Raw genomic sequence first — 26,015 nt, forward strand, 5'->3', positions numbered from 1 at the left:
AAGCCTCACAGCGCCGATGGTACTGCAGGGGGGACCCTGTGGGAGAGTAGGACGCCGCCGAACAATCATTGTGAAGAACCCCCGTCGGGAAACCGGCGGGGGTTCTTCGCGTTCTGCCGCCATCGCCTTCGCAGAATGCGGCGAAATCAGCTCGACGGTTGGGCGGTGCCCCAGCTCGGGCTGCTTTCGCCATGGCCGGGAGCCCCGGCGAGGCGGGTCACGGTCGAGCCGTCGGCGCGCATCGTGTAGAGCTCGGAGGCGCCGCCGGCGGGGGCCTGGTCGAAGGCGATCGCGGTGCCGTCGGGGGAGTAGGAGGCGGCCCCGTAGGTGATGTCGGACGGACCGGGGGTGAGTGCTTCGACGGCTGTGCCGTCGGGGTGGACGGTGTAGATGCCGCCACCGGGGGCGTGGTCGGAGCCGGCGGGGTAGGTGGTGAAGACGATCCGGCTGCCGTCGGGGGACCAGTCGGCGCGTTCGCCGGCCCTCAGCTCCCACGGGGTGAGCCGGCGCAGGCCGGTGCCGTCGGCGTTGACGATGTAGAGGGAACGGCCGTTGGCGGGCTGGCCAGTGGCGCTGGTCCGGTAGGAGAAGACGAGCTGTTTGCCGTCGGGGGACCAGGAGGGGTCGGTGACGGCGCCGGAGTACGGGGTGTCGTTGGTGAGGAAGGTCAGCCGCTGGGCACCGGTGCCGTCGGGAGCGATGACGAAGAGATCGCTGTACTGGATCTGTTCCGAGGCCGGATCGGCGCTGCCCCAGCTGCGGGTGAAGGCGATCAGCTTGCCGTCGGGGGACCAGGCCGGCGAGGTCTCCGTCTCGTTGACGCAGTCCGGGGCGCCTGCCTCACAGAGCGGGCCGAGCAGGCGGGCGTTCCCGCCGTCGGAGCCGGTGGTCCAGATGCGGCCGGGGGAGTCGCCGCCGGTGCGGTCGAAGGCGAGCGCGGTGCCGTCGGGGGACCAGGTGGGGTGGTCGTCCCGGGTCAGGTCGGTGGGCTGGGTGAGTTGCTGTCGGGTCGTGCCGTCGGCGGTGACGGCGAAGATCGCGCTGGTGAGACGGTTCTGGTCGAGGAAGGCCCGGCCGGCGATGAGGCCGTTGTGGGCCGGTGGGGCGGTCGGGGTGCCCGCGGCCGCCCCGACGACGGCGCCATCGCCGTTGGCAACGGCCGCTTCGACGGTGGGCGTCGGGCTGGGCGACTCGGCGCGGATCTCGCTGAGCGGGATCTCGCCGGGCTGGGCGCCGCAGCCGGTGAGCAGGGCCCCGACGAGCAGGAGGCCCGCACCGGCGTGTGGGCGGGTGCGGGCCGTGGCGGGGGTGGTCCGTGAGAGCCGTGTGCGGGTCATCCGCGTGTCATCTCCGTCTCCGATCCGCCCGGCGAGTCCGGGCGTGATGCCCCCCGAAGGAGCTGTCACTTTGTCAGATCGGAGAGTGCGGAGCCGGGCGACACGCGACGGTCCGCGTCCGCTCGGCGACGGAAAGTCGCCCGTTCGTGCGGCAGGGCGGCAGAGCAACGGAGCGGCGGCGCGACGGCAGGGCGGCTGCGGACCGGCGAACGGGCGGACCGGCCGTCCCGGATCAGCCGCGGGCGGCCCGGCGTTCGGCCTTGGCGAGGGCCTCCGCCTCGTCCTCGGCCTCGGCGACCTCCAGAGTGGGAGCGGTGCCGCCGAGGTGGACGGGCATCCACCAGGTGTCCTCGGGTCCGGAGGGCTTGCCGGGGTACTCGCGCTGGGCGCGGTCGAGCATCTCCGTCATCGCCGCGCGCAGGCGCCGGGTGACCATGACCGGCTTGTCCTCCGGCGTCAGCACGATCGGCTCGCCGATCATGATGGTGACCGGGACGTGCCGCTTGGTGAGCGTCTTCGGGCGGCCCTTGGTCCACAGCTGCTGGGTGCCCCAGAGGATCACCGGGAGCAGGGGGGTGCCGGAGTCGGCGGCCATCCGGGCGGCGCCGGTCTTGAACTTCTTCAGCGTGAACGAGCGGCTGATGGTGGCCTCGGGGAAGACACCGACGACCTCGCCTGCCCGGAGGGCGCGGACGGCGGCCTCGTAGGCGGGCTGGCCGTCGGTCCGGTCGACCGGGATGTGCTTCATGCCGCGCATCAGGGGGCCGGAGACGCCGTGCTTGAACACGTCGTCCTTGGCCATGAAGCGGGTCTTGCGCTTGCCGCCGCGGTAGGCGCCCAGGCCCGCGAAGAGGAAGTCGAGGTAGCTGATGTGGTTGCTCACGAGCACCGCCCCGCCCTCGGCGGGGATGTTTTCGGCGCCGACGATCTTGATGCGCACGTCGAGCGCGCGGAAGACGGTCAGTGCGGCGCCGATCACCGGCGGGTAGACGAGCTCTGCCACGGTCAGTCCTGACTTCGACGGGCCTGCCGGCCCGGTACGGCGGGTCCCCGAGGACCGTACGAGGGGGCCGACCGGGAGCACGGCACACCGCGGCGGCCACGGGCGATACACGGAGATGATCCCCCGAAGGGGTGCCTGCTGTCACCTGAGGGGTGCTGCCTGGCGGAATGTGAAGGTGTGACGTACGTGATGGGCCCGGCCGGGAACTTTTCCGCCCCGGCCGGGCTCCCCGCCGGGGCGGTGATCGGCGCGGTCAGGCGGTGAGGTCCGTCCGGCCCTGTGCGCGGCGGAGCAGCAGATACGTCTCGCAGCCCAGGCAGTAGCCGAAGGCGGCATTGAGGAAGGCGGCGGCCAGCGCGAACCCGGTGGCGAGCAGGCCGAACCAGGCGGCCCCGGTGAGGAGGCCGACCGAGCCGACGAGGGCGAAGGCCAGGCCGACGCCCTGGGCGAACCTGGGCGGGCGTTCGTCCTCGGTCTCGGCCGGCGCTGCCAGGCGGGGCCGGACCAGCGTGCGGTAGAGCCACCCGTAGGGCGAGCGGCGCAGCCCGCCGAGGGCTCCGAGGGCGAAGACGAGGGCCTGGGCGGCGAGCAGGACTCCGCTGCCGGTGAGCAGGACGGCGATCAGGACGAGGGTGGTGAGCGCGGCGGCGAAGCGCGGGCCGCGGGGATCGATCTGCACGGGGACTCCGGGAGGGGACGGCGGCGGGCTGACGGCTGGGAGCGTCAGCGACAGCGCGAGGCCGTGGCACGGCACAGGTCGACCACCCGGCGGGCGGTCAGCAGCGGCTGTGCGGGGCGGTCGGAGTCCACCCGGCGATGGTACGCGGGCCGCGGGCCGGGGGTCGACCGTTTTCCCGGGGCCGCTCCCGGGGCCCGGGGGGCCTGGCGCAGACTGGGGGGATGACCGGGTTGGTGGTGTGCGTTGTCGTGCTCGCGTTGGCGAGCGCGTTCGGGCTGCTGCGGGCCGAGCGTGACGGGAGGCTGAGGGTGCGGGCGAAGGACGGGGCGGTGGGTCTGTCGGCGGCCGAGCTGGGGGTGCCGCTCGGCGAGCGGGCGACGCTGGTGCAGTTCTCGACGGCCTTCTGCCAGCCGTGCCGGGCCACCCGGCGGGTGCTCGCGGAGGTGGCGGGGATGGTGGACGGGGTGGTGCACGTGGAGTTGGACGCGGAGGAGCGGCTGGAGCTGGTGCGGCGGCTGGAGATCCTGCGGACGCCGACGGTGCTGGTGCTGGACGCGGGTGGCCGGGTGGTCCGTCGGGCTGCCGGGCAGCCCCGGCGGGCGGATGTGATCGCGGCGCTGGGCGAGGCGGTCTGAGCGGTCCCGGGCCCTGGCGCGGAACGGCGCGTTCCGCCGTTGCGGTGGCCCCGGAGGGTGCCGGGGCACCCCCGTGGAGTGGAGCGGGGTCCGGGCTGGGGCAGGATGGCTCCGACGGCGGTGCGGCCGTCCCGCGGTCCGTCCGGGCCGACGGCCCGCTCGGGGCTGCCGAGGGGGTCCGGGAGGCGCCCGGCCGGGACCGCGCGGCGTAAGCTACTGGTGAGTAGTGACCGTCGGGATACTGCCGGGTATGCTGCCAGGAAGTTCCGGACCGGCACGGGAGCACGCTGCCGGGAGCGGGTGCGTGCCGTGTTTCGCGCCCGTTTGCACAGCCGCAGCCGCCGGACGAGACCAGTACAGGAGACAGGCCGTGAGCTTGAGGATCGTTGTCTGTGTGAAGTACGTGCCGGATGCGACGGGTGACCGTCGTTTCGCGGACGACCACACCACCGACCGGGAGGGTGTGGACGGTCTGTTGTCGGAGCTGGACGAGTACGGGGTGGAGCAGGCGCTGCGGATCGCGGAGGCGAACGAGGGTGCCGAGGTGACCGTGCTGACGGTGGGTCCGGACGATGCGAAGGACGCGCTGCGCAAGGCGTTGTCGATGGGTGCGGACCGGGCTGTGCACGTGAACGACGAGGACATCCACGGTTCGGACGTGATCGGGACGTCGGCGGTGCTGGCGAAGGCGCTGGAGCGGACCGGTTTCGATCTGGTGATCGGTGGTATGGCGTCGACGGACGGCACGATGGGTGTGCTGCCGGCGCTGCTGGCGGAGCGGCTGGGTGTGCCGCAGCTGACGCTGCTGTCGGAGGTGTCGGTCGGGGGCGGCGTGGTGAAGGGCCGTCGCGACGGTGACTCGGCGACGGAGCTGGTGGAGGCGGCGCTGCCGGCGGTGGTGTCGGTGACGGACCAGTCGGGCGAGGCGCGTTACCCGTCGTTCAAGGGGATCATGGCGGCGAAGAAGAAGCCGGTGGAGTCCCTGGACCTGGACGACCTGGGTGTGGAGGCCGGTGAGGTCGGTCTGGCGGGTTCGTGGACGGCGGTGGAGTCGGTGACGGCGCGTCCGGCGCGGACCGCGGGCACGGTCGTCAAGGACGAGGGCGAGGGCGGCAAGGCGCTCGCGGGCTTCCTCGCCGACCAGAAGTTCATCTAGTTCCACCCGTTCGCGCATCCAACGATCGATCAGGAGCAATGAATCATGGCTGAGATCCTGGTTCTCGTGGACCACGCCGACGGCGTGGTCCGCAAGCCGGCCCTGGAGCTGCTGACCCTGGCCCGCCGTATCGGCGAGCCGTCGGCGGTCGTCCTCGGCGCCGGCGACAAGGCGGCCGAGCTGGCCGCGAAGGCGGCCGAGTACGGCGCCGTCAAGGTGTACGTCGCCGACGGCGCGGAGTTCGCCGACCAGCTGGTGGTCCCGAAGGTGGACGCGCTGGCCCAGATCGCCGAGGCCGCCGACGCGGGCGCGGTGCTGGTCACCTCCTCCGGCGAGGGCAAGGAGGTCGCCGCCCGCGTCGCCCTGCGGATCGGCTCCGGCCTCATCACCGACGCCGTCGACCTGGAGGCCGGGGACAACGGCCCGGTCGCCACCCAGTCGGTGTTCGCCGCGTCCTTCCAGGTGAAGTCCACGGTGTCGCACGGCGCCCCGGTCATCACCGTCAAGCCGAACGCCGTCGCGCCGGAGGCGGCCCCGGCCGCGGGCGCGGTGGAGGACGTCACCGTCGCGTTCACCGGCAACGCCGCCAAGATCGTCTCGCGCACCCCGCGGGTGTCCTCGGGCCGTCCGGAGCTGACCGAGGCCGCGATCGTGGTCTCCGGCGGCCGCGGTGTGGGTGCCGCCGAGGGCTTCGGCGTGGTCGAGGAGCTCGCGGACGCGCTGGGCGCGGCCGTCGGTGCCTCGCGCGCCGCCGTCGACGCCGGCTGGTACCCGCACAGCAGCCAGGTCGGCCAGACCGGCAAGCAGGTCTCCCCGCAGCTCTACATCGCGGCGGGCATCTCGGGCGCGATCCAGCACCGGGCCGGCATGCAGACCTCGAAGACCATCGTGGCCGTCAACAAGGACCCCGAGGCCCCGATCTTCGAGCTCGTCGACTACGGCGTGGTCGGCGACCTGTTCGCGGTCCTGCCGCAGCTCACCGGTGAGGTGAAGGCCCGCAAGGGCTGACCGAACGGCAGGAGACGGCGCGGGGGCGCGCCCGGGAACTCCCGGGCGCGCCCCCGCGCCGTCGTTCGCCCTGGCCCACGGACGGCGGGCCCCGGCCCGTAGAGTCGGTCGGCGGCGCCGGTCGCGGACCCGCGGGCCCCGTGGACCCGGTGGACCGCGCGGGCCGGCGCACAGCGGACCGTGGGCATCCGGCCCACCGCGGACAGGGGCGAGGGCAGACGCATGACACTTTTGACGGCGCTTCGGGGCGGCTCCGGCGACTCCGCCGACGCACTGCGGATCTCGGACGGGCCGGGGCTCTCCCGCGAGCGGCTGCTCGGCGCGGCCACGGTCGTCGCCGACCGGGTGGCCGGGGCCCCCGCCCTCGCGGTGCTCGCCCGGTCCACCGCCGAGACGGTGGTCGCGGTCGTCGGCGGCCTGCTCGCCGGGGTCCCGGTCGTCCCGCTGCCCCCCGACTCCGGGCCCAAGGAGCGCGCGCACATCCTGCGCGACTCCGGCGCCGCCCTGCTGGCGCACGCCGCCGGGGACACCCTGCCGGAGGACGTCGGCGTCACCGGACTGCCGGTCGACCTGCGGGAGAGCTCCGCCACCGGTCACGCCGAGCCGGACCCGGCGGCGACCGCCTTCGTGCTCTACACCTCCGGCACCACCGGCGCGCCCAAGGGAGCGGTGATCGACCGCGCCGCCGTCGCCGCCGACCTCGACGCGCTCGCCGACGCCTGGCAGTGGACCGCCGAGGACACGCTGGTGCACGGTCTGCCGCTGTTCCACGTGCACGGACTGGTGCTCGGCGTCCTCGGCGCGCTGCGGACCGGCAGCCGGCTGGTGCACACCGGCCGGCCGACCCCCGCCGGGTACGCGGCCGCCGGTGGCAGCCTCTACTTCGGCGTGCCGACCGTCTGGTCCCGGCTGGCGGCGGATCAGGAGGCGGCCGCCCGGCTCGCCTCCGCCCGGCTGCTGGTCTCCGGCAGCGCCCCGCTGCCCGTCCCGGTCTTCGAACGGCTCGCCGCGCTGACCGGCCACGCCCCGATCGAGCGCTACGGCATGACCGAATCGCTGATCACCGTCTCCACCCGCGCCGACGGGGAGCGCCGTCCCGGCAGCGTCGGCCTGCCGGTGGCCGGGGTGCGCACCCGGCTGGTCGGTGAGGACGGCGGACCCGTCCCGCACGACGGGGAGAGCGTCGGCGAACTCCAGGTGGCCGGGCCCACCCTGTTCCGCGGCTATCTGAACCGGCCGGACGCCGACGCCGAGGCGTGGACCGCCGACGGCTGGTTCCGGACCGGGGACGTCGCGGTGATCGGCGCCGACGGCTTCCACCGGATCGTGGGGAGGGCCTCGGTCGACCTGATCAAGAGCGGCGGCTACCGGATCGGGGCCGGTGAGGTGGAGGCGGCCCTGCGCGACCACCCGGCCGTGGCCGACGCCGCCGTGGTCGGCGCGCCGGACCCGGACCTCGGCCAGGCGATCGTGGCCTACGTCGTGCCGGACGGTCCGGTGACGGGTGAACAGCTGACGGACTTCGTGGCGTCGCGGCTCTCGGTCCACAAGCGGCCGCGGCGGGTGGTGCTGGTGTCCGAACTCCCCAGGAACGCCCTGGGGAAGGTGCTGAAGAAGCAACTGCTGGCGGACTCGGCACACGGGTGACGGGCGGTCACCCGGCGCCGCGTCGGGTGACGGCCGCTCACCTTCCGTGAGCCTTCCTTTGGCGCACTCCACTGCGCGCGGTGACCGGACGCGTGCCTACGGTGACGAGCGGCGTGACGGGGTCCGAGGGGCCCCGCGCACCGCGCTCACCGTTCAGCGATCGCCCTCAGCGCGACCGGGGTGATCGGCGCGATCAGCGAAGGAAGACAGCAGCATGACGACCGTCAACACCGGCGCACCGGGTGCCGCCGACGACGCGACCGGGCAGTCCACTGCCGCCAGCTCCTCCCGGCCGGCGCGCGGCGCCCGCCCCTCCCGGGCCGCGCGGGTCCGCCGGGGGATAGGCATGGTGGCCGTGATCGCGGCCGGTGCCGGCGTGATCGGCCTCGGCACGGGGGTGGGGACGGCGGCGGCCGAGCCGGCGCCCGCCCACGCCGGGTGGGACGGGTCGAAGTACTGGTTCAAGAACAGTCAGGGCCAGTGGCGCTGGACCACGCACTACGACGTCTACCTCGCCCGGATCGGCGGGTCGGCCGTGTCCACGTCCTCGGCCGGGTCCGGCACGGCGACGGCCACCTCCTCCGGGGGAATCACCCAGGGCTGGGACGGGTCGCGGTACTGGTTCAAGAACAGTCAGGGCCAGTGGCGCTGGACCACGCACTACGACGTCTACCTCGCCCGGACCGGTGGGTCGGACACGTCCGCCGCCTCCTCGACGTCCTCCGGCGCCTCCACGGGGGCGGGCTCCTCGGCCGACGCGGCGGCCCCGGCGGCGGACGGCGACGTCGAGGCGGCGGTGCAGTTCGCGCTGGCGCAGCTGGGCAAGCCGTTCCGGACGGCCGGCAACGGTCCGGACGGCTACGACTGCTCGGGCCTCGTCCAGCAGGCGTTCCGGCGCGGCGACATCGAGCTGCCCCGGGTCGCCAACGACCAGTACGCGGCCACCACCCCGGTGACGGCCTCCCAGTTGCGGCGCGGCGACCTGCTGTTCTGGTCGGACGACGGCTCCGCCCGGGGCATCCACCACGTGGCGATCTACCTGGGCAACAACCAGTACGTGGAGGCCGCCCGGCCCGGCACGCTGATCCGGATCTCGGGGATCAGCAGCGGCTACTACCCGACCCACATGGGGCGGCCCTGACGCGTGCGCGTGCCGTCGGCCGGCGCCCGGACCCTGGCGGTCCGGGCGCCGGTCCGCGTTCGGTGTTCGGAGCTCGGCGTCGGGTCAGGAGGACGGGGCGCTCGGGAGGTCCGGCGTGCTCGCGAGGTCCGGCGTGGTCCAGGTGGCGAGGTCGGCCGGCCGGGGGAGGGCGCCGCGGGCGCCGAGGGCGGTGACGGCGAGGGCGCCGGCCGCGACGGCGGTGGCGGCCGCCTCGGGGAGCGTCGCGCCCCGGGCCAGGCGGGCGGCGAGGGCTCCGCAGAAGACGTCGCCGGCGCCGGTGGTGTCGACGACGGCCACCGCGGGGGCGGGCAGGTGCTGGAGCGCGCCGCCCGCGGCGACCAGGGCGCCCGCCGCGCCCAGGGTGATCACCGCACCGTCGCCGAGCGCCGCCAGCGCGGTGGCCGTGGCGGCGGTGTCGTCGCCCGCGCCGTCCGCGTCGGGATCGGTGGACCGGCCGGTGAGCTGGGCGGCCTCGACGGCGTTGGCGACCAGGAGCGGACGGCGCAGCCCCGGCCCGGACCAGTCCGGGAGGGTACCCGCGGGCGCCGCGTTGTGGATCCAGCGCGGCCCGGCGGGCAGCGCGGAGGCCGTCGCCCGGACGCACTCCTCGGGCACCTCGGCACTGGTGAGCACGGTGTCGGCGGAGGTCAGGGCGAGCTCGGCGAGGGCCCGGGCGACCTCGGCGCCGGTGAGCCGGGCATTGGCACCCGGGACGACCACGATGCTGTTCTCGCCGGCCGGGTCGACCAGGACGACGGCCAGCCCGGTGGGCGCGTCCGGGTCGACGCGCACGGCGTCGGTCGCCACTCCGGCCGCCCGGAGGTCGGCCAACGCCGCCCCGCCCTCGGCGTCGTCGCCGACCCGGGCCACCAGGTGGGTCGGCGCGCCCATGGCGGCCGCCGCCACGGCCTGGTTGGCGCCCTTGCCGCCGAAGCCCTGGTCGGAGCCTTCCGCGAGGACGGTCTCCCCGGGGGCGGGGAGGACGGGGCAGCGCAGGATGCGGTCGATGTTCACGGAGCCGATGGCCACGACGCGGCCGGCCGTGCTGGGTACGGTCATCGTTCCTCTCTAGGCGTTCGGCCGCCGATGGGCAAGCCATGGACCCGGCCCGGCGGCTTCCGGGTAGGGCCGGGTGTACGGACGGTGGGGCGTACGAGGTGCGGAGGGGGCGCGCGCCCTGGTGCCGGACTCCGGTGCCCGAGGGTGCGCGCTCCGGCGCGGCGAGGGTCGTACCGGTCCTGTGGCAGCCCCTCTGACCTGGGCACATGCCGCTGTCAAACGGAACCGGGAACCGCCATGAGCCGGGCCGACGTGGAGGTATGGGGACCGGCGCCGCGCGGGTACCACCTCGGGTGGCGCTGGTTCGGCTGACGGGGGCGCCGCCCGGTGCGAACGGCACCGGGGGAGGTCGAGAAACAGGGGACGTTAGTGATCGTCTGGGTCAATGGCACGTTCGGGGCGGGCAAGACGAGCGCCTGTCGCGAGTTGGTGGAGCTGCTGCCCGGCAGCATGCTGTTCGATCCCGAGCTGATCGGCTTCGGGCTGCGGTCGATGCTGCCGGCCGACCGGATGGCGGCGGTGTCGGACTTCCAGGACCTGCCGGCCTGGCGCCGGCTCGTCCCCGAGACGGCGGCGGCGCTGCTCGGCGAGGTAGCCGGGCCGCTGGTGGTCCCGATGACGCTGCTGCGGGAGGACTACCGGGACGAGATCTTCGGTTCGCTGGCCTCCAACGGCATCGCCGTGCACCACCTCGTCCTGGACCCTGAAGAAACGATCCTGCGTGCGCGCATTGCCCGCCGTCAGGAGGTCCCCGGCGACCCCGAGGGCAGCGAACGGATCCGGCAGTGGTGCCTGGAACACGTGCCCCGCTACCTCGCCGCCCGCCGCTGGCTGCGCCGGGACGCCCGGCTCGTCGACACCTCGGGCCTCACCCCGCGCGAGACCGCCGCCAGACTCGCCCAGCTGGTGGGCGACGGGTCGGCCCGCTGTCCGATCGTGCAGAGCCCCGACCCCACCGGGGACACCGTGGCCGCCGCCGTCCTGTTCTTCGACGAGCAGGACCGGGTTCTGCTCGTCGACCCGGTCTACAAGCCGGACTGGGAGTTCCCGGGCGGGGTGGTCGAACGCGGCGAGGCGCCGACCGACGCCGCGCTGCGGGAGACCGCGGAGGAGCTCGGCCTCCGGCTGGACCCGGCCGCGCTGCGGCTGCTCGCGGTCGACTGGGAACCGCGCACCGGCCCGCGCCGGGGCGGGCTGCGCCTGGTCTACGACGGCGGCCTGCTGGACGCCACCGCCCGGCAGGGGCTGCTGCTCCAGCAGGACGAGCTGCGGAGCTGGCGGTTCGTCAGCCTGGAGGAGGCGTCCGGGCTGCTGCCGCCCGGGCGGTACCGGCGGCTCGCGGCGGCCCTGGACGCCCGCCGCTGCGGGGAACTGCGCTATCTGGAGGCCGGGCGGCGGGCGGGGGTGGGGGTGGCGTCGAGGGCGGACGCGGCCTGAGCGGGGCGGCGCTCGCCCCGGGGCCGGAGCCGGATCGGTCCCGGTGGCGTGGTCCCGGTGGCCCGGTGCGGTGGAGCGGTCGGTCCGGCGTCCTCGGCCGGGCCGGCCGCTTCGGCCTGTCCGGAGCGCGGTCCCGCGGGTCGGCCCGCCGGGCCCCGCCAGCCGGGGCGGTCCGCGCGGGGCGGGCGCGGAGGCCGTGGCCGGGGCGGCAGGATGGGGCCATGCCGTTCACACTGAGTCACCCGGCCGCCGTCCTGCCCCTGCTCCGGGTGGCGGGGGAGCGCGGGCCGCTGGTCGCGTCCGCGCTGGTGGCCGGCTCGATGGCGCCCGATCTGCCGTTCTTCGCCGAGTCGCTGCTGCCCGGGGTCTACCGGTACGGCGGGGTGACGCACCGTTGGTGGGGCGTGCCGACGGTGGACGTGGCGCTCGCGGCCGGGCTGGTGGTGGGCTGGCACGGGCTGGTGCGCGGGCCGCTGGTCGCGTTGCTGCCGCCGCCGTGGTCCGGCGCGGCCGAGGCGCTGACGGTCCGCCGGTCCGGTCGGGGGCGGCCGACCGGACCGGACCTCGCCTGGTTCGCGGCCTCGGCGGCGGTCGGGGCGGCGAGCCACGTCGGCTGGGACGCCTTCACCCACCAGGGCCGGGCCGGGGTCCGGCTGTTCCCGGTGCTGGGGCGGCCGGTCGCGGGCGGGCCGCCGCTGTGCGAGGTGCTGCAGTACGGGACCTCGGCGCCCGCGCTGGCCGCCGTGGCGGGGTACGCGGTGCGGGCGGCCCGGTCGGCGGAGCCGGTCCGGCCGGCCGTCGAACTGTCCGGCCGGGCCCGGCGGGCGGGCGCGGCGGTGCTGGGCGCGGCGACGGTGGCGGGGGTGGTGCACCGGCTCGTGCCGTTGCGGCGCGGGCCGGTGGGGGAGCTGTGCTTCGGGGCGGGGGCGGGGCTCGCGGTCGGCGCGGTCGGCTGGGCACTGGCCCGGGCCGCGGTGGCGGGGGTCCGCGGCGGCGCAGCCCGGAGGGCGGGTGCGTCGGGCGTACGGGCGGCGCCGGGGTGGCGGCCGACGGCGCACGGAGGGAACGGGGTGGTGCGGGGCGTGTGACCGGGGCGCGGCGGACCCGGGACGCGCGGGCGTGCGGCAGCACGGAACCGGCGTGCGGGGAAGGCCGGTCGGGCGTGCCGCGGGCCGCGCCGTCGCGAGGGAGGGCGCGGCCCGCGGACCTGCGGTCAGACCGAGCGCAGCTCGGCGTAGCGGCGCAGGAAGAGCGCCTCGGTGAGGGCCATCCGCTCCAGCTCCAGCGGGTCGACGCTCTCGTTGACGGCGTGGATCTGGGTGGTCGGCTCCTCGACGCCGATCAGCACGATCTCGGCCTGCGGGTAGAGCGCGCGCAGCGTGTTGCAGAGCGGGATCGAGCCGCCCTCGCCGGAGGCGACCATCGGGGTGCCGAACGCCTCGACCATCGCCTTGCCCATCGCCTCGTAGGCCGGGCCGGAGGTGTCGGCGAGGAACGGCGAGCCGTTGCCCTGGCGCTCGACGGTGATCCGCGCGCCGAACGGCACCTGGGCCTCCAGGTGGGCGACCAGCGCCTCCTGGGCGGCACCGGTGTCGGTGCCCGGCGGGACGCGCAGGCTGACCGACGCCTTGGCGACGGACTGCACGGATGAGGTGGCGCCGACCACCGGCGGGGCGTCGATGCCGAGGACGGTGACCGAGGGACGGGCCCACAGCCGGTCGGCCACGGTGCCGGTGCCGGTGAGCGCGACCCCGTCCAGCACCTTGGCGTCGGCGCGGAACTGCTCGTCCGGGTACTGCACCCCGGTCCAGGTCTGGTCGGTGGTCAGGCCGGCCACGGCGACGTCGCCGTGCTCGTCGTGCAGCGAGGCGAGCACCTTGACCAGGGCCTGGAGGGCGTCCGGGGCGGCGCCGCCGAACGCGCCGGAGTGCAGGTTGCCCGCGAGGGTGCGGACCTGGACGTCGACCACGGTCATGCCGCGCAGCGAGGCGGTGACGGTGGGCAGGCCGGCGGCGAAGTTGCCGGTGTCGCCGATCACGATGGCGTCGGCGGCGAGCAGCTCGGGGTGGGCCTCGGCGTACCGCTCCAGGCCGCCGGTGCCCTGCTCCTCCGAGCCCTCGACGATGATCTTGAGCCCGACCGGGTAGCCGCCGTCCGCCCGGCGCAGCGCCCGAAGGGCCGTCAGGTGCATCAGGATGTTGCCCTTGCAGTCGGCGGCGCCGCGCCCGTACCAGCGGCCGTCGCGCTCGGTCAGCTCGAAGGCGGGGCTCAGCCACTCGTCCTCGGCCAGCGGGGGCTGGACGTCGTAGTGCGAGTAGAGCAGGACGGTCGGGGCGCCGGCCGGGCCGGGCAGCTCGGCGTAGACGGACTGGGTGCCGTCGGGGGTGTCGAGCAGGCGGACACCGGTCAGACCTTCGGCGGCGAAGGCGTCGGCGACCCAGCGGGCGGCCTTCTCGCACTCCTCGACCGGGAACTGACGCGGGTCGGCGACCGAGGGGAAGGCGACGAGTTCGGCGAGGTCGCTGCGGGCGCGGTCCATCAGGGACCGGACGGCGTCGGCGAGGGGCTGGTGCGGCATCGGCTGGGCTCCGGGTAGGGGTGGTCCGTCCGGGGGGTGTTCCGGGCGAACGATGTTGACGAGGGGTAGCGCCGATCATAGGCGGACACGAACGGACGGCCCCGGGCGGGAGCGGCGCCCGGCACCGGCCGCGTCGGCCGGTCGGCGCGGCGCGGCGGTGGCGGTCCGACGGAGGTCCGACTCCGATTCGGTCGCGCGTTCGGTGCGGTGCGGCCGACGGCGGCGGGGGCGGCCGCATAGGATTGCTGCCCGTGACTGACTCCGGAAGCCCCGATTCTCGTAGCCCGATCGACGCCGAGGCCGACGGGCCGGACCGGCCGGACCCGTTGGACGGCGTCTGGGACGTCGTCGTGGTCGGCGCCGGTCCGGCCGGCTCCTCCGCCGCGTACGCGGCCGCGGCCCAGGGCCGGCGCGTGCTGCTGCTCGACAAGGCCGAGCACCCGCGGTACAAGACCTGCGGCGGCGGCATCATCGGCCCGTCCCGGGACAGCCTGCCGCCGGACTTCAGACTGCCGCTCCAGGACCGGGTGCACGCCGTCACCTTCGCGTACGGCGGCCGGTTCACCCGGACCCGGCGTTCCAAGCGGATGCTGTTCGGCCTGGTCAACCGGGACGAGTTCGACCTGCGCCTGGTGCAGGCGGCCAAGCAGGCCGGCGCGGTGCTGGTCACCGGAGTGACCGTCACCGGCGTCGAGCAGCGCGGCGGCGAGCACCGCACCGCGCTGGTCACGGCCACCGACGGGCGCAGCTTCGAGGCGCGCGCGGTGGTCGGCGCGGACGGCAGCGCGAGCCGGATCGGCCGGCACGTGGGTGTCTCCTTCGACCAGATCGACCTCGGGCTGGAGGCGGAGATCCCCGTCCCGGCCGAGGTGGCCGCGGCCTGGGCCGGCCGGATCCACCTCGACTGGGGTCCGCTGCCCGGCAGTTACGGCTGGGTGTTCCCGAAGACCGAGTCCGGCAGTCTCACCGTCGGCGTGATCTCGGCCCGCGGGGACGGCGAGCGGACCAAGCAGTACCTGGCCGACTACATCCAGCGGCTGGGCCTCGCGGGGTTCCGGCCGAGCGTGGAGTCCGGGCACCTGACCCGCTGCCGGGCCGAGGACTCGCCGCTGTCGCGCGGCCGGGTGCTGGTGGCCGGTGACGCGGCCGGGCTGCTGGAGCCGTGGACCCGGGAGGGCATCTCGTACGCGCTGCGCTCGGGCCGGCTGGCCGGGGAGTGGGCGGTCAAGGTGGCCGAGGCCGGCACGGCGGCGGAGGTGCGGCGGGAGGCGCTGAACTACGCCTTCGCGATCAAGGCCGGTCTGGGGGTGGAGATGCGGGCCGGCAAGCAGATGCTGACCGCCTTCGAGCGCCGCCCGTACCTGTTCCACGCGGCGGTCTGCCTGATCGACCCGGCCTGGCGGGCCTTCGCCCGCACCACCCAGGGGCACACCACCTTCGCCCAGGTGATCCGCCAGTACCGCTCGGCCCGCCGCCTGGCGGCCCTGGCCTCGCGCTGAGGTGACGCCGGGTTCGGCGGGCGGGTAACCGCCCGCCGAACCCGGCGTGCGCGGACTCGTGGTGCTTCCGAGCCCGTCGGCGTGCTACTTGAGGCCGTTGTCGATCGCCGTGATCAGGGTGCCGCCCGGGGTGTCCCCGGTCATCTCCCAGATCATCGCGCCGAGCAGGCCCTTCGATTTCAGGTAGGCCGTCTTCTTGCCGATCGACCAGGCGTCGTCGAAGGTCCACCACTGGCCGCCCGCGCCCGTGTAGCCGTACGTGGCGACCGACTGTTCGTCGTGGTACACGGCGAGGTTGGGGAAGGTGGTGATCAGGTTGTTGTACCCGCGGGTGCCGGCCTCCTCGGCGAACTGGCCGGGTGCGGCGCCGGTCGCGCTCTGCCACTCGCCCTTGACGCCGCCGTCGGCGACGCCCTGCCAGCCGCGGCCGTAGAAGGCCAGACCGATGGTGAGCTTGCGCGGGTTGACCCCGGCGTCGAGGTAGGGCTTGACCGCCGCGTCGACGCTGAAGTGGGTGGCGTACGGGTCCTGGGCGTCCTGGTAGAGGTTGCCCTGGTGGCCGGTGCGGTTGGGCTCCCAGGAGTTGTCGCTGCCGGCACCGTGGAAGTCGTAGCCCTGGACGTTGGCGATGTCGAGGTAGTTGAAGATCTTCGAGAGGTCCCAGCCCTGGTTGATCTTCACCGGGTCGGCCGGGGTGAAGGCGGTCAGCAGCTTGTGCGAGCCGCCAAGCGCGTCCAGCTGCTTGCGGAACTCGGCCAGCAGCAGGGTCAGGTTGGCCTTGTCGTTGGCGCTGTAGTGGTTGCCGGCGTGGCCGTCGGGCGAGCCGGGCCACTCCCAGTCGAGGTCGATGCCGTCGAAGATGCCGGCCGCGACGCCGTCGCCGCCCGCGCCGTTGTAGACCGGCAGGTTGCCCTTGATCCACACGTCGAGGCAGGACTTGACGAGCTTCTGCCGGGACGCGTCGGTGGCCGCCGCGTCGGAGAAGTACTTGGAGTACGTCCAGCCGCCCAGCGAGACGACGATCTTCAGGTTCGGGTACTTCGCCTTGAGCTTCTTCAACTGGTTGAAGTTGCCGCGAAGTTTGCCCCAGCCGTCGTCCGCCACGCCGTCGATCGACTGGGCGGCGCTCATCGGGCGGGCGTAGTCGGCGTCGGCGTCGCCCGCGCCGGTGCCCTGGTCCGGGTCCTGCGGATCGGCGGTGGTGCCCTTGGTGACGCCCGCCATGCAGGTCAGGTTGACCGGGTCGATGTTCTCGAAGGCGTAGTTGATGACGTCGAGCTTGGCCGCGCTGCCCGAGGTGTCGAGGTTCTTGACGAAGTACTGGCGGCCGTAGATGCCCCACTGGGTGAAGTAGCCCACCCGGGCGTACTTTCCGGCGCCGACCAGGTCGGAGGTGGTGACCTTCAGCGGCGCGGTGGCGGGCGAGGCGTTGTCCGCGCCGTCCCTGGCCTTGACGGTGAAGGTGTAGGAGGTGGACGGCGAGAGGCTGCCGACGGTGGCGGTCAGGGTGGAGCCGGTGACCGTGCGGACCAGGGCGCCGTCCTGGTACACGTCGTACGCGGCGACCTTCATGTTGTCCGTCGCGGCGTTCCAGGCGAGCGTCACGTCGCTCGAACCGACCGCCGTGGTACGGAGGTTGGTGGGCGCGGTGGGCGGTGTCGGGTCGGTCGCCGGGTCGAAGGTGGAGGCGGTGACCGGCACGCTCGCCGGGCCGAGGTTGCCGCGGGTGTCCTTGGCGCGGACGGTCAGGGTGTAGCTGGTCGCCGGGGTGAGGTTGCCGACCACGGCGTCGGTGGTGGTGCTCCCGCCGACCACGGTGCCGCCGTTCAGCACGTCGTAGGAGGCCACCGGGAAGTCGCCGCCGGTCGCGGCGGGCCACTTCAGAGCGAGCGTGTGGGCCGTCACGTCGGTCACCGCGGGGGTACCCGGCGCGGACGGCAGCACGTCCGAACTGCCGTCGCACTTGTCACCGTTGATGCGGCAGCCGGTGGGCGTGCCGACCGGGCCGTTGGCGACGAACCAGAAGCTGTAGGGCTCGGTGGTCCTCCCCGCGGGGACGTTGGCGTTGTAGAACGCGGCGACGGCGGTGACATGGCGGCCGCTGACCGTCGCGGTCCCGTTGTAGCTGTTCTGGATGGTGACGCCGGCCGGGAGGTCGAACTCCAGGGTCCAGCCGTTGACGGCGGCGGCGTTGTCGTTGCGGACGATGTACGTGCCCTTCCACCAGGAGCCGTTGTTCTCGGTGGTGAAGGCGGCGGTGAGCTTGCCGGCCGCGTTGGCGGGGGTCGCCAGGGTGGTGATCGCGGCGATCGGGAGGAGCAGGACGGAGAGCAGCGCCAGCAGTCTGCGGCGGGTGCGCCGCGCCTGGTCCCGGCGCGCGCGTGATCGGACGGACATGGTTCTCCCTGTGACTGTGGGGTTGGACAGGGTGACGCAGAACCGTACGGATGGAGCTGGTGGAGCCCGGTGGTGCCCGGTCGGCAGGTGGGGGCGGTGCGTGGTCGACCGGAGTCCGCGTCGTGGGGGGACGCAGCCTGGAGGCACTGTAGGAGGACTGGACCAATGCGTCAACAGGTCTGTACCACTGGTGAGTTGACGGCGCTGGTCGCGGCCGGTCACCGACCGCGGAGCGGCCCGGCCTCGGCGGGTCGTCGGTCGCGGCGGGTCGTCGGCCTCGGCGGTGCGGGTCGTCAGCCGCGGCGCGGGTGGCCGGACAGCTCGTCGCCGAGCGGGCTGCGCCCGTAGAGCACCGAACGGCCGTGCCGCGCCCGGGTCAACAGCCCGGTCCGGTGCAGCACCGCCAGGTGCTGGCTGACCGTGCCCGGCGTCACCCCCAGCCGGTAGGCGAGGTCGGTGGTGCTGGCCGGCTCCTCCAGCAGGGCCAGCAGCCGCGCCTTCGGAACGCCGAGCAGCTCCCCCAGCGCGCGCGAGGTCACCGGCGACGGCGCGGCGGCCATTCCCGCCTGCCCCCGGGCCGGGTAACTGATCTGCGGCGCCCGGTCGTTGCTGATCATCGTGACCGCGCCCCGGGCGAAGAAGGTCGGCACCAGCACCAGCCCGCGCCCGTCCACCGTGATCTCGCCGTCCCACTCCTTCCAGCGGCGGTTCACCTCCAGCACCCCGTCCGTCCAGCGCAGCCGGTGGTCCAGGTCGGCGAACAGCGCCGCCGCGCCCTGCTGGGCCAGCACCCGGGAGCGGTAGACCAGGTCCGACTCCAGCACCGCCCTCGCCTGCGGCCACCAGCCCGGCGCCAGGCAGCCCTCCCAGTACTCCTCCAGCGCGTCGGCGATCCGCGCCAGCAGCCGGGCCGGGTCGTCCAGGCCCGCCGCGAGCAGCGGCGGCAGCGGCTGGTGGTGCGGGAGGAAGGTCTGCTCCAGTTCGGGCCGCAGCTGCTCGGGCGGCAGTGCCCGGACGGCGGCCAGCTCGGTCCGGAAGTCGGGCCACGGCGTGGTCGGCCGGGGCGTCAGGAAGTCCGGGATCCAGCGGTTCGCGCCGACCAGGGAGAGCAGCAGCGCGGAGTCCAGCCGGGCGAAGGAGGGGCGCAGCCGGTCGAAGGCGGCGGACTGGAAGTGGTAGTACCCGGGGTGGGTCCACATCCGCAGGCTGAGCGCGGCCTCCTGGAGGGGGGAGCAGGCGAACCAGGTGGTGGCGAGGTCGGCCAGGCCGAGCTTGAACCGGTGCACGCGCGTCCTCCCCGTCCTCCGTGTCCTTCGGCCGTCCCGTCGCCCGGGGCGGGCCGCGGGTGCGCCTCCGGTTTTGGCGCCAGCCTAAATCAATACTGCCCAGCGGCGGCGCCGGGGTGTGATCGTGACCATGACCACCCCATCGGCGGCGACCGCCGCGCCGACCTCCCACCCGCCCGTGTCCGGGGCGTCGCGCCTCCTGCACCCCGACCCGACGGTGCGCCGGCTCGCCCGGATCACCCTGCTCAACACCGTCGGCAGCGGCCTCTCGCTCTCCGTCGGCGTGCTGTTCTTCACCCGCTTCCTCGGTCTGAGCGCGGGCCGGCTCGGATTCGCGCTCACCGCCGCCGGGCTCTGCGGGGTGCTCGCCAGCGTCCCCGCCGGGCGCGCCGCCGACCGCTGGGGGGCCAGGCCGGTCCTGGTCGCGCTGGTCGCCCTCACCGGCCTCGGCACCGCCGGGTACACCCTGGTGGACGGCTACCCGGCGTTCGTGGCGCTCGCCTGCCTCGTCGCCGCCGCCGACCGGGGCGCCGCCGCCGTCCGCAACGCCCTGTACGCGGAGGTGCTGCCCGCGGACAAGCGGGTGGCGGGCCGGGCCTACCTGCGGGTGGTGACCAACGTCGGGCTGTGCCTCGGCACCGGGGTCGGCGCGATCGCGCTCCAGGTGGACTCGCGGGCCGGCTATCTGACGGCGATCCTGGCGGACGCCGCCTCGTACCTGGCCGTCGCGGTGATGTTCCGGCGGCTGCGGGTGCCCGGGTGGCCGGGGGCCGCCACGGGCGCGGCGCCGCGTGCGGACCGGGCTGTGGCGGCGGAGGGCGCGGCCGAGGGTCCGGCCGGGGACAGGCGGCGCAACCCGGCGCTGCGGGACCTGCCGTTCCTGGTGGTGACCGCGCTCGGGTCGGTGCTCGCCCTGCAGTTCGCGATGCTGGAGGTCGGCGTCCCGCTGTGGATCGTCCAGCAGACCGACGCGCCCCGGATCACCGTGGCCGGCACCCTGATCGTCAACACCGTGCTGGTCATCGCGCTCCAGGTCCCCGCGACCCGGGGCACCGAGCACCCGGTCGCCGCCGCCCGGGCGTGCGGACGCGCGGGGCTGGTCCTGGCCGCCTCCTGCCTGGTCCTCGGCCTCGCCCACGGCGCGCCCGCCGCGCTCGCCGCACTGGTGGTCCTGGTCGGTGTGGCCCTCCAGGCGGGCGGTGAGGTCCTGAGCCAGGCCGGCACCTGGGCACTCAGCTACGACCTGGCCGACGAGCGCGCGCACGGCGCCTACCAGGGCGTCTTCAACGCGGGCATGTCCGCCGCGCTGATGATCGGCCCGGCCGTCGTCTCGACCGCCGTCATCGGCCACGGCCTGGTCGGCTGGGCCGTCCTCGGCGCGCTGCTCGCCGGCGCCGGCCTCGCGATGGGCCCCGCCGTCCGATGGGCCCGGCGGCGGGGCGCGGCCCCGGCGTGACGTGCCCGGCGTGATGTGCCGGGGTGACGTGCCGGGGGGCGGGGCGGCCCGGGCTACTCCGGGACGACCGCGAACGCCTCGATCTCGATCAGCACCTCCGGCAGGAACAGCGCCCCCACCTGCATCGCCGAACCGGCCGGGAGCGGCAGGTCGCCGAGGGCCTCGTCCCGCGCCTCCCGGACGGCGGCCAGGTGCGCGATGTCGGTCAGGAAGTACGTCAGCTTGACGACGTGCGAGAAGTCCGCCCCGGCCGCCGCCAGGCAGCGCCGCAGGTTCTCGAAGATCTGCCGCGCCTGCGCCCGGGGATCGCCCTCCCCGACCAGCCGCCGCTCCTCGTCGAACGCCACCTGCCCCGACACCGCCACCAGTCGCCCGGCGGCCGTCACCACCTGGGTGTAACCGGTCCCGGGAGCGACCCCGGGCGGCTCGGTGATGTGGGTGAGGCCGCTGCCGCCGCGCTGTGATTCCGTGGTCATGCGCCCATCGTGGCCGACAGTGGATCACCGCACCACGGCTTTCACGGAGGGTATTCTCGACACGCACCCGGCGTGACGAGAACGACCGTCAGGGAAGGAGACCACTTCGTGAGCACAGCACCCCGACTCCCCGGCGACTACAGCACGGTGACGGACCCCGAACGGGCACTGAAGTACGCGATCCAGCATGTCGCGGGCGACCGCGCCGAGATCATCGAGGGAGTCATCACTCCTATGTCGCCGACCTGGGCGCACGAGAGCGCCGCCGAGGTCGTCCGTCGGCAACTGATGCCGAGCCTGGACGCGTTGGGCTTGGTCTCCGGGGCCGGCAATCTCGATCTGCCGGGCTCGGAGAACTGGTTCATCCCCGATCTCGCGGTGGTCCCGGCGGACCTGGCGGTGAAGACGGAGGGCGCGCTCCTTCCCGATCAGACGCTGCTCGTGGTGGAGGTCACCTCGCCCTCGAGCGGGGAGACCGATCGGACGGTGAAGCGCCGCCGCTACGGCCAGTACGGGGCACCGCTCTACCTCCTGGTCGACCGGCAGCACCGTGCCTGCACGCTCTTCAGCGGGCCGACGCGGCTCGGCTACGCGGTCGAGGACGGGCCACACCCCTTCGGGACGCCGGTCCGGCTGCCGGAGCCGTTCGGCCTCGACCTGGACACGTCCGAGCTCTGAGTGCTGACGGCGGAGGGCCTGGCCGAGCGGAGGGTGGGCATGTCAGAGTCGTCCGGGCGCCGCCGCCCACCCGTGGTCGCGGCCCCGTTCCGACCCACCCTCAGCCGGAAAGCAGGACCGAACCGATGACCAGTGCAGCCCCCTTCGTCCGGGTCGCCACCGAGGACGCCGTCACCACGCTGACCCTCGACTCGCCGCACAACCGCAACGCGCTCTCCCGTCGGCTGATGGCCGAGCTGACCGCCGGACTGGCCGGGGCGGCCGCCGATCCGGAGGTGCGCGCGGTGGTGCTGACGCACGCGGGCAAGGTGTTCTGCGCCGGGGCGGACCTCTCCGAGGCGACCGGGGCCGACCCGACGGTCGGGCCGCGCGGGCTGGTCGACCTCCAGCGGGCGATCGTGGACTGCGCCAAGCCGGTGATCGCGGTCATCGACGGGCACGTCCGGGCCGGCGGGCTGGGACTGGTGGGCGCGGCGGATCTGGCGATCGCCGGACCCGCCGCCACCTTCGCGTTCACCGAGGTCAGGCTCGGTCTGGCGCCGGCCGTGATCTCGCTGCCGCTGCGCCCCAAGCTGGACCCGCGCGCGGCCTCCCGGTACTACCTGACCGGTGAGGTGTTCGACGCGGCCGAGGCCGCCCGGATCGGCCTGGTGACCCGGGCGGCCGACGCGCCGGAGGCGGCCGCGGTCGCGCTCGAGGAGCTGCTGGACGCCCTGCGGCTGGGTTCGCCGCAGGGCCTCGCGCAGTCCAAGCGGCTCGCCAACGCCGAGGTGGTGCGCTCCTTCGAGCGGGACGCCGACGAGCTGGTCGAGCTGTCGGCGCGGCTGTTCGGCTCGGAGGAGGCGCAGGAGGGCATGCGGTCGTTCCTGGAGAAGCGGCCCGCCCGCTGGGTGCGGTAGGGCACCGCCCTCCCGCGCCGACCGGTGGGCTCAGCCGATCGTGGCGGTCTCGCGCCAGAGGTCGAGGAGGGTCTCGTCGCCGGAGCGCTCCACCCGACCGGTCCCGGCGGGCAGCCGGTTCCAGAGCAGCAGGTAGAGGTCCCGGGCCGGGCCGGTGAGGGTCAGGTCGGCCGGGGCCTCGGTGAGCTCGACGGACAGCGGTTCGTCGCTGATCGTCAGCAGCCAGCGGCCGGGCCCGTCGGTCGTGCTGACCAGGACGGTGCGAGGCCGCTCGCTGCGGAGCCGGCCGCGGCCGCGCGACAGGAAGCCGCTCAGCAGCTCGTCGATGCCGTCGAGCGCGAGCCCGGGCGCGGTCGCCGGTCCCTCGGTCCCGGCGGCCGCGTCGGCGTCGATCCGGTGCACGGCCGTCTCGTGGGCCTGTCGGCGGGCCCAGAACGCGAGCGGGCTCGGGGCCGTCGGCAGGAAGGTCCAGCAGTCCAGGTCGGCCGGGGCGGCGAGAAGGGTGTCGACCAGTGCGCCGTGGCCCGCGCGGAACCAGTCGACCAGGTCGGCGTCGTCCGGCTCCTCCGCCCAGATCGCCTGCTGGTCGGCCTCGTCCATCGGCGTCGGCCGACCGTCCCGGAGGTGAGTGGCGGCCCAGCGGTGCACATGGCCGGTGTGCAGCACGAGGTCGCGCAGTCGCCAGTCGGGACAGGTCGGAACGGGGGTGCCGAGGTCGGTGCGGGCGGCGGCGTCCGCGAGCAGGTGGCCCTCGTGGCGCAGGGCCTCGATGTGTGCGGTGATCTCCATGACCGGAGTCTGGCAGCATCGGCGGCATTCGGACACGTGTTCCCATGAATGATCGACAAGGATCCGGGGGAACGGGCCGGTGGCGGGCCCGTGTGACCTTGGCCGCCTCGACGCCGGGTGGACCGTACGGACCGGTAACGTGAGCGCATGTCGATCACGCGTTCCCTGTTCAGCACCGCCCGGGCCGGCGGCCGGCGCGCTGCGGGGCGACTCGTCCACCGGGGCTGGCAGTGGGTGCAGCGGGCCGGCGCGGTCTCCAGCGAGAACCCCGGGCCGTACCGGTTCGGCGAGCTCGGCGCGGGGACGAAGCTGACCTTCCCGCTCGGCGCGGTCTTCAACGAGCAGTGGATCACCATCGGCCCGTTCTCCATCATCGGCGAACGGGTGACCATCAGCGCGGGCTTCCTCCCCGGCCTGGACCTCGGGCCCGAGCCGATCGTGCGGATCGGCGGCGGCTGTGTGATCGGCCGGGACAGCCACATCGTCGGCCACCAGTCGATCGTGCTGGGCGACGACGTGTGGACCGGCCCCGGTGTCTACATATCGGACCAGGCGCACGAGTACCGGGCGACGGACCTGCCGATCGGCAAGCAGTGGCCGCGCAACGAGCCGGTGGAGATCGGCTCCGGCAGCTGGATCGGCACCGGGGCGGTGATCCTCCCCGGCGCCAGGCTGGGCCGCAACGTGGTAGTCGCGGCCGGCTCGGTGGTGCGCGGCGAGGTGCCGGACCACACCGTGGTGGCGGGCGCGCCGGCCAAGGTCGTCCGCCGCTGGACGCGGGAGGAGGGCTGGCAGCCCCCGTTCCGTGACGAGCCGCCGCGGCCGCTGCCGGACGACATGACCGCCGCCCAACTGCGGGCGCTGGCGGGCTGGGACCTGCGGCTGCCGGGCGAGTCCGAGGTCTGAGGCCGGGCGGCCGGGACCGCTGGGGCGGGCCCTTATTCGGTTGCCGCCGGTCCTCGGCGTCGGATAGGAACGTCGCATGCTTCGAGGCGAGAGGATCGGGCTGCGGGCCCGGCACGAGGACGACATCCCGGTACTACTGGCCGAGCTCCACGACGACGTGGCCGGCTCCGCGCGGGCCGAGAGCGCGCCGTGGCGGCCGATCCCGCCCGGTTCGAAGGAGTCCCGGGTCTCCCTGGACCGCACGGACGACGCGGTCGTGCCGTTCTCCGTGGTGGAGCTCGGCAGCGGTGCGCTCCTCGGCAGCGCGAGCCTGTGGGGCATCGACAACCACAACCGCTTCGCGCACCTCGGGCTCGGACTGAGGCCCTCCGCCCGCGGCCGGGGTCACGGCAGCGAGGTGGTCGCGCTGCTGTGCCACTACGGCTTCGTCGTGCGCGGCATGCGGCGACTGCAGGTCGAGACGGTCGCGGACAATGCCGCGATGCTGCGCGCCGCCGAGAGCAACGGCTTCGTCCGGGAGGGCGTGCTGCGCTCCGCCGCCTGGGTGATGGGCGAGTTCCTGGACGAGGTGGTGTTCGGCCTGCTGGTCGAGGAGTGGAAGGACCGGCCCTAAGGGGCGGTCCGGCCCCGAGGGGCGTCCGGGGTGTGCCCGGCGGCGGCGCGTTCCGCGTCGCGGGCGGCGAGGGCGGCCGTGATCCGGGGCAGGTCGGCGGGCCGGGCCGGGTCCAGGCCGGTTCGGACGGCGATCCGGCGGAGCCGGTAGTCGACGGTGTTGGGGTGCAGGTGGAGCACCTGGGCGGTGTGGCGTCTGCTCAGACCGCCGGCGAGGTGCACCCGCAGGGTGGTGAGCAGCTCGCCCGCGTCGTCCAGCGGGGCGAGCAGGGATGCGAGCCGCGACCGGGCCCGGCTGGGCCGGCTCAGCTGGTACTCCACCAGCAGGTCGTCCAGCCGGTGCAGGCCGGGTGCCCGCCCGACCGCCAGGGCCACGTCGAGGACCTCCGCGGCGAGCGCGGCCGCCGCCGGGACTTCGGCGGGCACCGCGGTGGACCCGCCCGCCCGGACGGTGGCGCCGGCCGCGCGGGCGAGCCGCCGCAGGGTCTCGGCCAGGCGCTCCCAGACCTGTTCGGGCACGGCCTCCGGGTCGTGCTCCAGCGGGACCAGCACCACGCCCCCGGCCGCGGTGAGCGCGGACAGCGCCGACTGCCGGGTGGCGTGGTCGAGTTCGGTGCGCAGCCGACGCAGCTTGCGGTGTCCCGCCACCGCGCGGTCGACGTCGGGGGAGTGCTCGTCGGGGTGTTCGGCGACGGCGAGACGCAGGACCGCGTACGCGGGCGGCAGGCCGATCCCGGCCCGGGCCGCGGCCGCCTCGGCCTCGGCGGGCGCGCCGTCCAGCAGTGCGGTGACCAGGGCCCCGCGGGCGGCCCGCCGTTCGTCGGCGTCGCCGCGGTTCTCGGCCAGGTATCCGGCGCAGGTCGCGGCGGCCGCCCGGCGCAGGTGGTTGAGCATCAGCCGGTTGAGCAGCAGCAGGTCGGCGGCGTCGCCGTGGTCGGCGTGCCGGGTGACCAGTTCCCAGCAGACCTCCATGCCGAGGTGGTGGGCGAAGAGTACGGCGTCCAGGGGCACACCCTCCTCGGCGCGCCGGGCGGCGGCCTCCCGAACGGCGGCGAACTCGCCCTCGGGGGCGGGCAGTCCGGTGCGGACGGCGTGGGCGAGGGCGCGGATCCGGCGCGCGGCGACCGGGACGAGTTCACCGGCGGCCAGTTCGCGGGGGAAACGACGGTAGGCCGGCACCCGGTCGAGCAGCGCGGCGACGACCGCCTCGGCCAACTCCGGTACGGCGCTCAGCAGACGCTGGTCGGCGGCGGTGCCGCCGATCACCGGGATCCGCCAACCGGCGGCGGTGGGGGGTGAATTGTGACCGGTCACAG

The 26,015-nt window shown here is 74.8% G+C and carries 23 protein-coding genes; 13 read left to right on the forward strand and 10 right to left on the reverse strand.

Annotated elements, in window-relative coordinates:
• Positions 1-146: 146 nt before the first annotated feature.
• From ACIQ9P_RS34720 to ACIQ9P_RS34730, 3 genes are all read right to left on the reverse strand, one after another.
• Entirely contained in the window at positions 147-1,337 is a 1,191-nt protein-coding gene (locus ACIQ9P_RS34720) for a hypothetical protein (RefSeq protein ID WP_402365373.1), read from the reverse strand.
• A 232-nt stretch (positions 1,338-1,569) separates the two neighbouring features.
• Positions 1,570-2,340, reverse strand: a complete 771-nt coding sequence (locus ACIQ9P_RS34725) for a lysophospholipid acyltransferase family protein (protein ID WP_402365375.1) — start codon at positions 2,338-2,340, stop codon at positions 1,570-1,572.
• A gap of 253 nt (positions 2,341-2,593) precedes the next feature.
• Positions 2,594-3,019 (reverse strand): DUF4395 domain-containing protein, encoded by a 426-nt coding sequence (locus ACIQ9P_RS34730; RefSeq protein WP_402365377.1) that lies wholly within the window; start codon positions 3,017-3,019, stop codon positions 2,594-2,596.
• A 221-nt stretch (positions 3,020-3,240) separates the two neighbouring features.
• On the opposite strand from ACIQ9P_RS34730, the gene ACIQ9P_RS34735 reads away from it, so the two are divergent.
• From ACIQ9P_RS34735 to ACIQ9P_RS34755, 5 genes are all read left to right on the forward strand, one after another.
• On the forward strand, positions 3,241-3,654 hold the full coding sequence (locus tag ACIQ9P_RS34735; RefSeq protein WP_402365379.1) for a thioredoxin family protein: 414 nt from the start codon (positions 3,241-3,243) through the stop codon (positions 3,652-3,654).
• A gap of 370 nt (positions 3,655-4,024) precedes the next feature.
• Positions 4,025-4,810, forward strand: coding sequence for an electron transfer flavoprotein subunit beta/FixA family protein (locus ACIQ9P_RS34740; RefSeq protein WP_402365381.1), 786 nt, complete (start codon positions 4,025-4,027; stop codon positions 4,808-4,810).
• A gap of 45 nt (positions 4,811-4,855) precedes the next feature.
• Positions 4,856-5,818 (forward strand): electron transfer flavoprotein subunit alpha/FixB family protein, encoded by a 963-nt coding sequence (locus ACIQ9P_RS34745; protein ID WP_402365382.1) that lies wholly within the window; start codon positions 4,856-4,858, stop codon positions 5,816-5,818.
• A gap of 222 nt (positions 5,819-6,040) precedes the next feature.
• The gene (locus ACIQ9P_RS34750) at positions 6,041-7,465 is read left to right on the forward strand and encodes an acyl-CoA synthetase (RefSeq protein WP_402365384.1); all 1,425 of its coding nucleotides are present in this window, start codon (positions 6,041-6,043) and stop codon (positions 7,463-7,465) included.
• 214 nt (positions 7,466-7,679) lie between these two features.
• Positions 7,680-8,606 carry a C40 family peptidase gene (locus ACIQ9P_RS34755; RefSeq protein WP_402365386.1) on the forward strand — a complete coding sequence of 309 codons (927 nt, stop codon included), beginning with the start codon at positions 7,680-7,682 and terminating at the stop codon, positions 8,604-8,606.
• Positions 8,607-8,690: 84 nt separating this feature from the next.
• Here the strand turns inward: ACIQ9P_RS34755 and ACIQ9P_RS34760 are convergent, their stop codons facing one another.
• A complete protein-coding gene (locus tag ACIQ9P_RS34760; RefSeq protein ID WP_402365388.1) occupies positions 8,691-9,686 on the reverse strand; it encodes a PfkB family carbohydrate kinase in 996 nt (331 codons plus the stop codon).
• 369 nt (positions 9,687-10,055) lie between these two features.
• Here ACIQ9P_RS34760 and ACIQ9P_RS34765 point away from each other — a divergent pair, with 369 nt between their 5' ends.
• A complete protein-coding gene (locus tag ACIQ9P_RS34765) occupies positions 10,056-11,123 on the forward strand; it encodes an NUDIX domain-containing protein (protein ID WP_402365390.1) in 1,068 nt (355 codons plus the stop codon).
• 221 nt (positions 11,124-11,344) lie between these two features.
• Complete coding sequence (locus tag ACIQ9P_RS34770) at positions 11,345-12,211, forward strand: DUF4184 family protein (RefSeq protein ID WP_402365392.1); 867 nt, start codon at positions 11,345-11,347, stop codon at positions 12,209-12,211.
• Positions 12,212-12,336: 125 nt separating this feature from the next.
• Here the strand turns inward: ACIQ9P_RS34770 and ACIQ9P_RS34775 are convergent, their stop codons facing one another.
• The gene (locus ACIQ9P_RS34775) at positions 12,337-13,701 is read right to left on the reverse strand and encodes a dipeptidase (protein WP_402365394.1); all 1,365 of its coding nucleotides are present in this window, start codon (positions 13,699-13,701) and stop codon (positions 12,337-12,339) included.
• A 287-nt stretch (positions 13,702-13,988) separates the two neighbouring features.
• Between ACIQ9P_RS34775 and ACIQ9P_RS34780 the strand changes: the two genes are divergently transcribed.
• Complete coding sequence (locus ACIQ9P_RS34780) at positions 13,989-15,200, forward strand: geranylgeranyl reductase family protein (protein ID WP_402365533.1); 1,212 nt, start codon at positions 13,989-13,991, stop codon at positions 15,198-15,200.
• An 84-nt stretch (positions 15,201-15,284) separates the two neighbouring features.
• Here the strand turns inward: ACIQ9P_RS34780 and ACIQ9P_RS34785 are convergent, their stop codons facing one another.
• Complete coding sequence (locus ACIQ9P_RS34785) at positions 15,285-17,597, reverse strand: glycosyl hydrolase family 18 protein (RefSeq protein ID WP_402365396.1); 2,313 nt, start codon at positions 17,595-17,597, stop codon at positions 15,285-15,287.
• Between the two features lie 293 nt (positions 17,598-17,890).
• Positions 17,891-18,883, reverse strand: a complete 993-nt coding sequence (locus ACIQ9P_RS34790; RefSeq protein ID WP_402365398.1) for an ArsR/SmtB family transcription factor — start codon at positions 18,881-18,883, stop codon at positions 17,891-17,893.
• Positions 18,884-19,013: 130 nt separating this feature from the next.
• On the opposite strand from ACIQ9P_RS34790, the gene ACIQ9P_RS34795 reads away from it, so the two are divergent.
• Positions 19,014-20,339: an MFS transporter gene (locus tag ACIQ9P_RS34795; protein ID WP_402365400.1), complete on the forward strand. Its 1,326-nt coding sequence runs from the start codon at positions 19,014-19,016 to the stop codon at positions 20,337-20,339.
• A gap of 53 nt (positions 20,340-20,392) precedes the next feature.
• On the opposite strand, the gene ACIQ9P_RS34800 is transcribed toward ACIQ9P_RS34795, so the two are convergent.
• On the reverse strand, positions 20,393-20,815 hold the full coding sequence (locus ACIQ9P_RS34800; RefSeq protein ID WP_402365402.1) for a RidA family protein: 423 nt from the start codon (positions 20,813-20,815) through the stop codon (positions 20,393-20,395).
• Positions 20,816-20,923: 108 nt separating this feature from the next.
• Between ACIQ9P_RS34800 and ACIQ9P_RS34805 the strand changes: the two genes are divergently transcribed.
• Together ACIQ9P_RS34805 and ACIQ9P_RS34810 are read left to right on the forward strand one after the other, a co-directional pair.
• Positions 20,924-21,493 (forward strand): Uma2 family endonuclease, encoded by a 570-nt coding sequence (locus tag ACIQ9P_RS34805; protein ID WP_402365404.1) that lies wholly within the window; start codon positions 20,924-20,926, stop codon positions 21,491-21,493.
• Positions 21,494-21,618: 125 nt separating this feature from the next.
• Positions 21,619-22,392 carry an enoyl-CoA hydratase family protein gene (locus ACIQ9P_RS34810; protein WP_402365406.1) on the forward strand — a complete coding sequence of 258 codons (774 nt, stop codon included), beginning with the start codon at positions 21,619-21,621 and terminating at the stop codon, positions 22,390-22,392.
• A gap of 30 nt (positions 22,393-22,422) precedes the next feature.
• On the opposite strand, the gene ACIQ9P_RS34815 is transcribed toward ACIQ9P_RS34810, so the two are convergent.
• Positions 22,423-23,181, reverse strand: a complete 759-nt coding sequence (locus ACIQ9P_RS34815) for a maleylpyruvate isomerase family mycothiol-dependent enzyme (protein ID WP_402365407.1) — start codon at positions 23,179-23,181, stop codon at positions 22,423-22,425.
• 147 nt (positions 23,182-23,328) lie between these two features.
• Here ACIQ9P_RS34815 and ACIQ9P_RS34820 point away from each other — a divergent pair, with 147 nt between their 5' ends.
• Together ACIQ9P_RS34820 and ACIQ9P_RS34825 are read left to right on the forward strand one after the other, a co-directional pair.
• Positions 23,329-24,087, forward strand: a complete 759-nt coding sequence (locus ACIQ9P_RS34820) for an acyltransferase (protein WP_402365409.1) — start codon at positions 23,329-23,331, stop codon at positions 24,085-24,087.
• 76 nt (positions 24,088-24,163) lie between these two features.
• On the forward strand, positions 24,164-24,700 hold the full coding sequence (locus ACIQ9P_RS34825) for a GNAT family N-acetyltransferase (RefSeq protein WP_402365411.1): 537 nt from the start codon (positions 24,164-24,166) through the stop codon (positions 24,698-24,700).
• Here ACIQ9P_RS34825 and ACIQ9P_RS34830 read toward each other — a convergent pair.
• The gene (locus ACIQ9P_RS34830) at positions 24,697-26,013 is read right to left on the reverse strand and encodes a PucR family transcriptional regulator (protein ID WP_402365413.1); all 1,317 of its coding nucleotides are present in this window, start codon (positions 26,011-26,013) and stop codon (positions 24,697-24,699) included. The genes ACIQ9P_RS34825 and ACIQ9P_RS34830 overlap by 4 nt on opposite strands.
• Between the last annotated feature and the right edge of the window lie 2 nt (positions 26,014-26,015).

Origin of the sequence: Kitasatospora sp. NPDC094019, assembly GCF_044764505.1 — a bacterium.
Lineage (GTDB): Bacteria > Actinomycetota > Actinomycetes > Streptomycetales > Streptomycetaceae > Kitasatospora.

Coding starts and splice junctions, on each gene's coding strand:
- ACIQ9P_RS34735 (WP_402365379.1), top strand. CDS start 3,241: ATGACCGGGTTGGTGGTGTGCGTTGTCGTGCTCGCGTTGGCGAGCGCG.
- ACIQ9P_RS34755 (WP_402365386.1), top strand. CDS start 7,680: ATGACGACCGTCAACACCGGCGCACCGGGTGCCGCCGACGACGCGACC.
- ACIQ9P_RS34745 (WP_402365382.1), top strand. CDS start 4,856: ATGGCTGAGATCCTGGTTCTCGTGGACCACGCCGACGGCGTGGTCCGC.
- ACIQ9P_RS34720 (WP_402365373.1), bottom strand. CDS start 1,337: ATGACCCGCACACGGCTCTCACGGACCACCCCCGCCACGGCCCGCACC.
- ACIQ9P_RS34750 (WP_402365384.1), top strand. CDS start 6,041: ATGACACTTTTGACGGCGCTTCGGGGCGGCTCCGGCGACTCCGCCGAC.
- ACIQ9P_RS34775 (WP_402365394.1), bottom strand. CDS start 13,701: ATGCCGCACCAGCCCCTCGCCGACGCCGTCCGGTCCCTGATGGACCGC.
- ACIQ9P_RS34810 (WP_402365406.1), top strand. CDS start 21,619: ATGACCAGTGCAGCCCCCTTCGTCCGGGTCGCCACCGAGGACGCCGTC.
- ACIQ9P_RS34825 (WP_402365411.1), top strand. CDS start 24,164: ATGCTTCGAGGCGAGAGGATCGGGCTGCGGGCCCGGCACGAGGACGAC.
- ACIQ9P_RS34820 (WP_402365409.1), top strand. CDS start 23,329: ATGTCGATCACGCGTTCCCTGTTCAGCACCGCCCGGGCCGGCGGCCGG.
- ACIQ9P_RS34760 (WP_402365388.1), bottom strand. CDS start 9,686: ATGACCGTACCCAGCACGGCCGGCCGCGTCGTGGCCATCGGCTCCGTG.
- ACIQ9P_RS34770 (WP_402365392.1), top strand. CDS start 11,345: ATGCCGTTCACACTGAGTCACCCGGCCGCCGTCCTGCCCCTGCTCCGG.
- ACIQ9P_RS34795 (WP_402365400.1), top strand. CDS start 19,014: ATGACCACCCCATCGGCGGCGACCGCCGCGCCGACCTCCCACCCGCCC.
- ACIQ9P_RS34815 (WP_402365407.1), bottom strand. CDS start 23,181: ATGGAGATCACCGCACACATCGAGGCCCTGCGCCACGAGGGCCACCTG.
- ACIQ9P_RS34785 (WP_402365396.1), bottom strand. CDS start 17,597: ATGTCCGTCCGATCACGCGCGCGCCGGGACCAGGCGCGGCGCACCCGC.
- ACIQ9P_RS34800 (WP_402365402.1), bottom strand. CDS start 20,815: ATGACCACGGAATCACAGCGCGGCGGCAGCGGCCTCACCCACATCACC.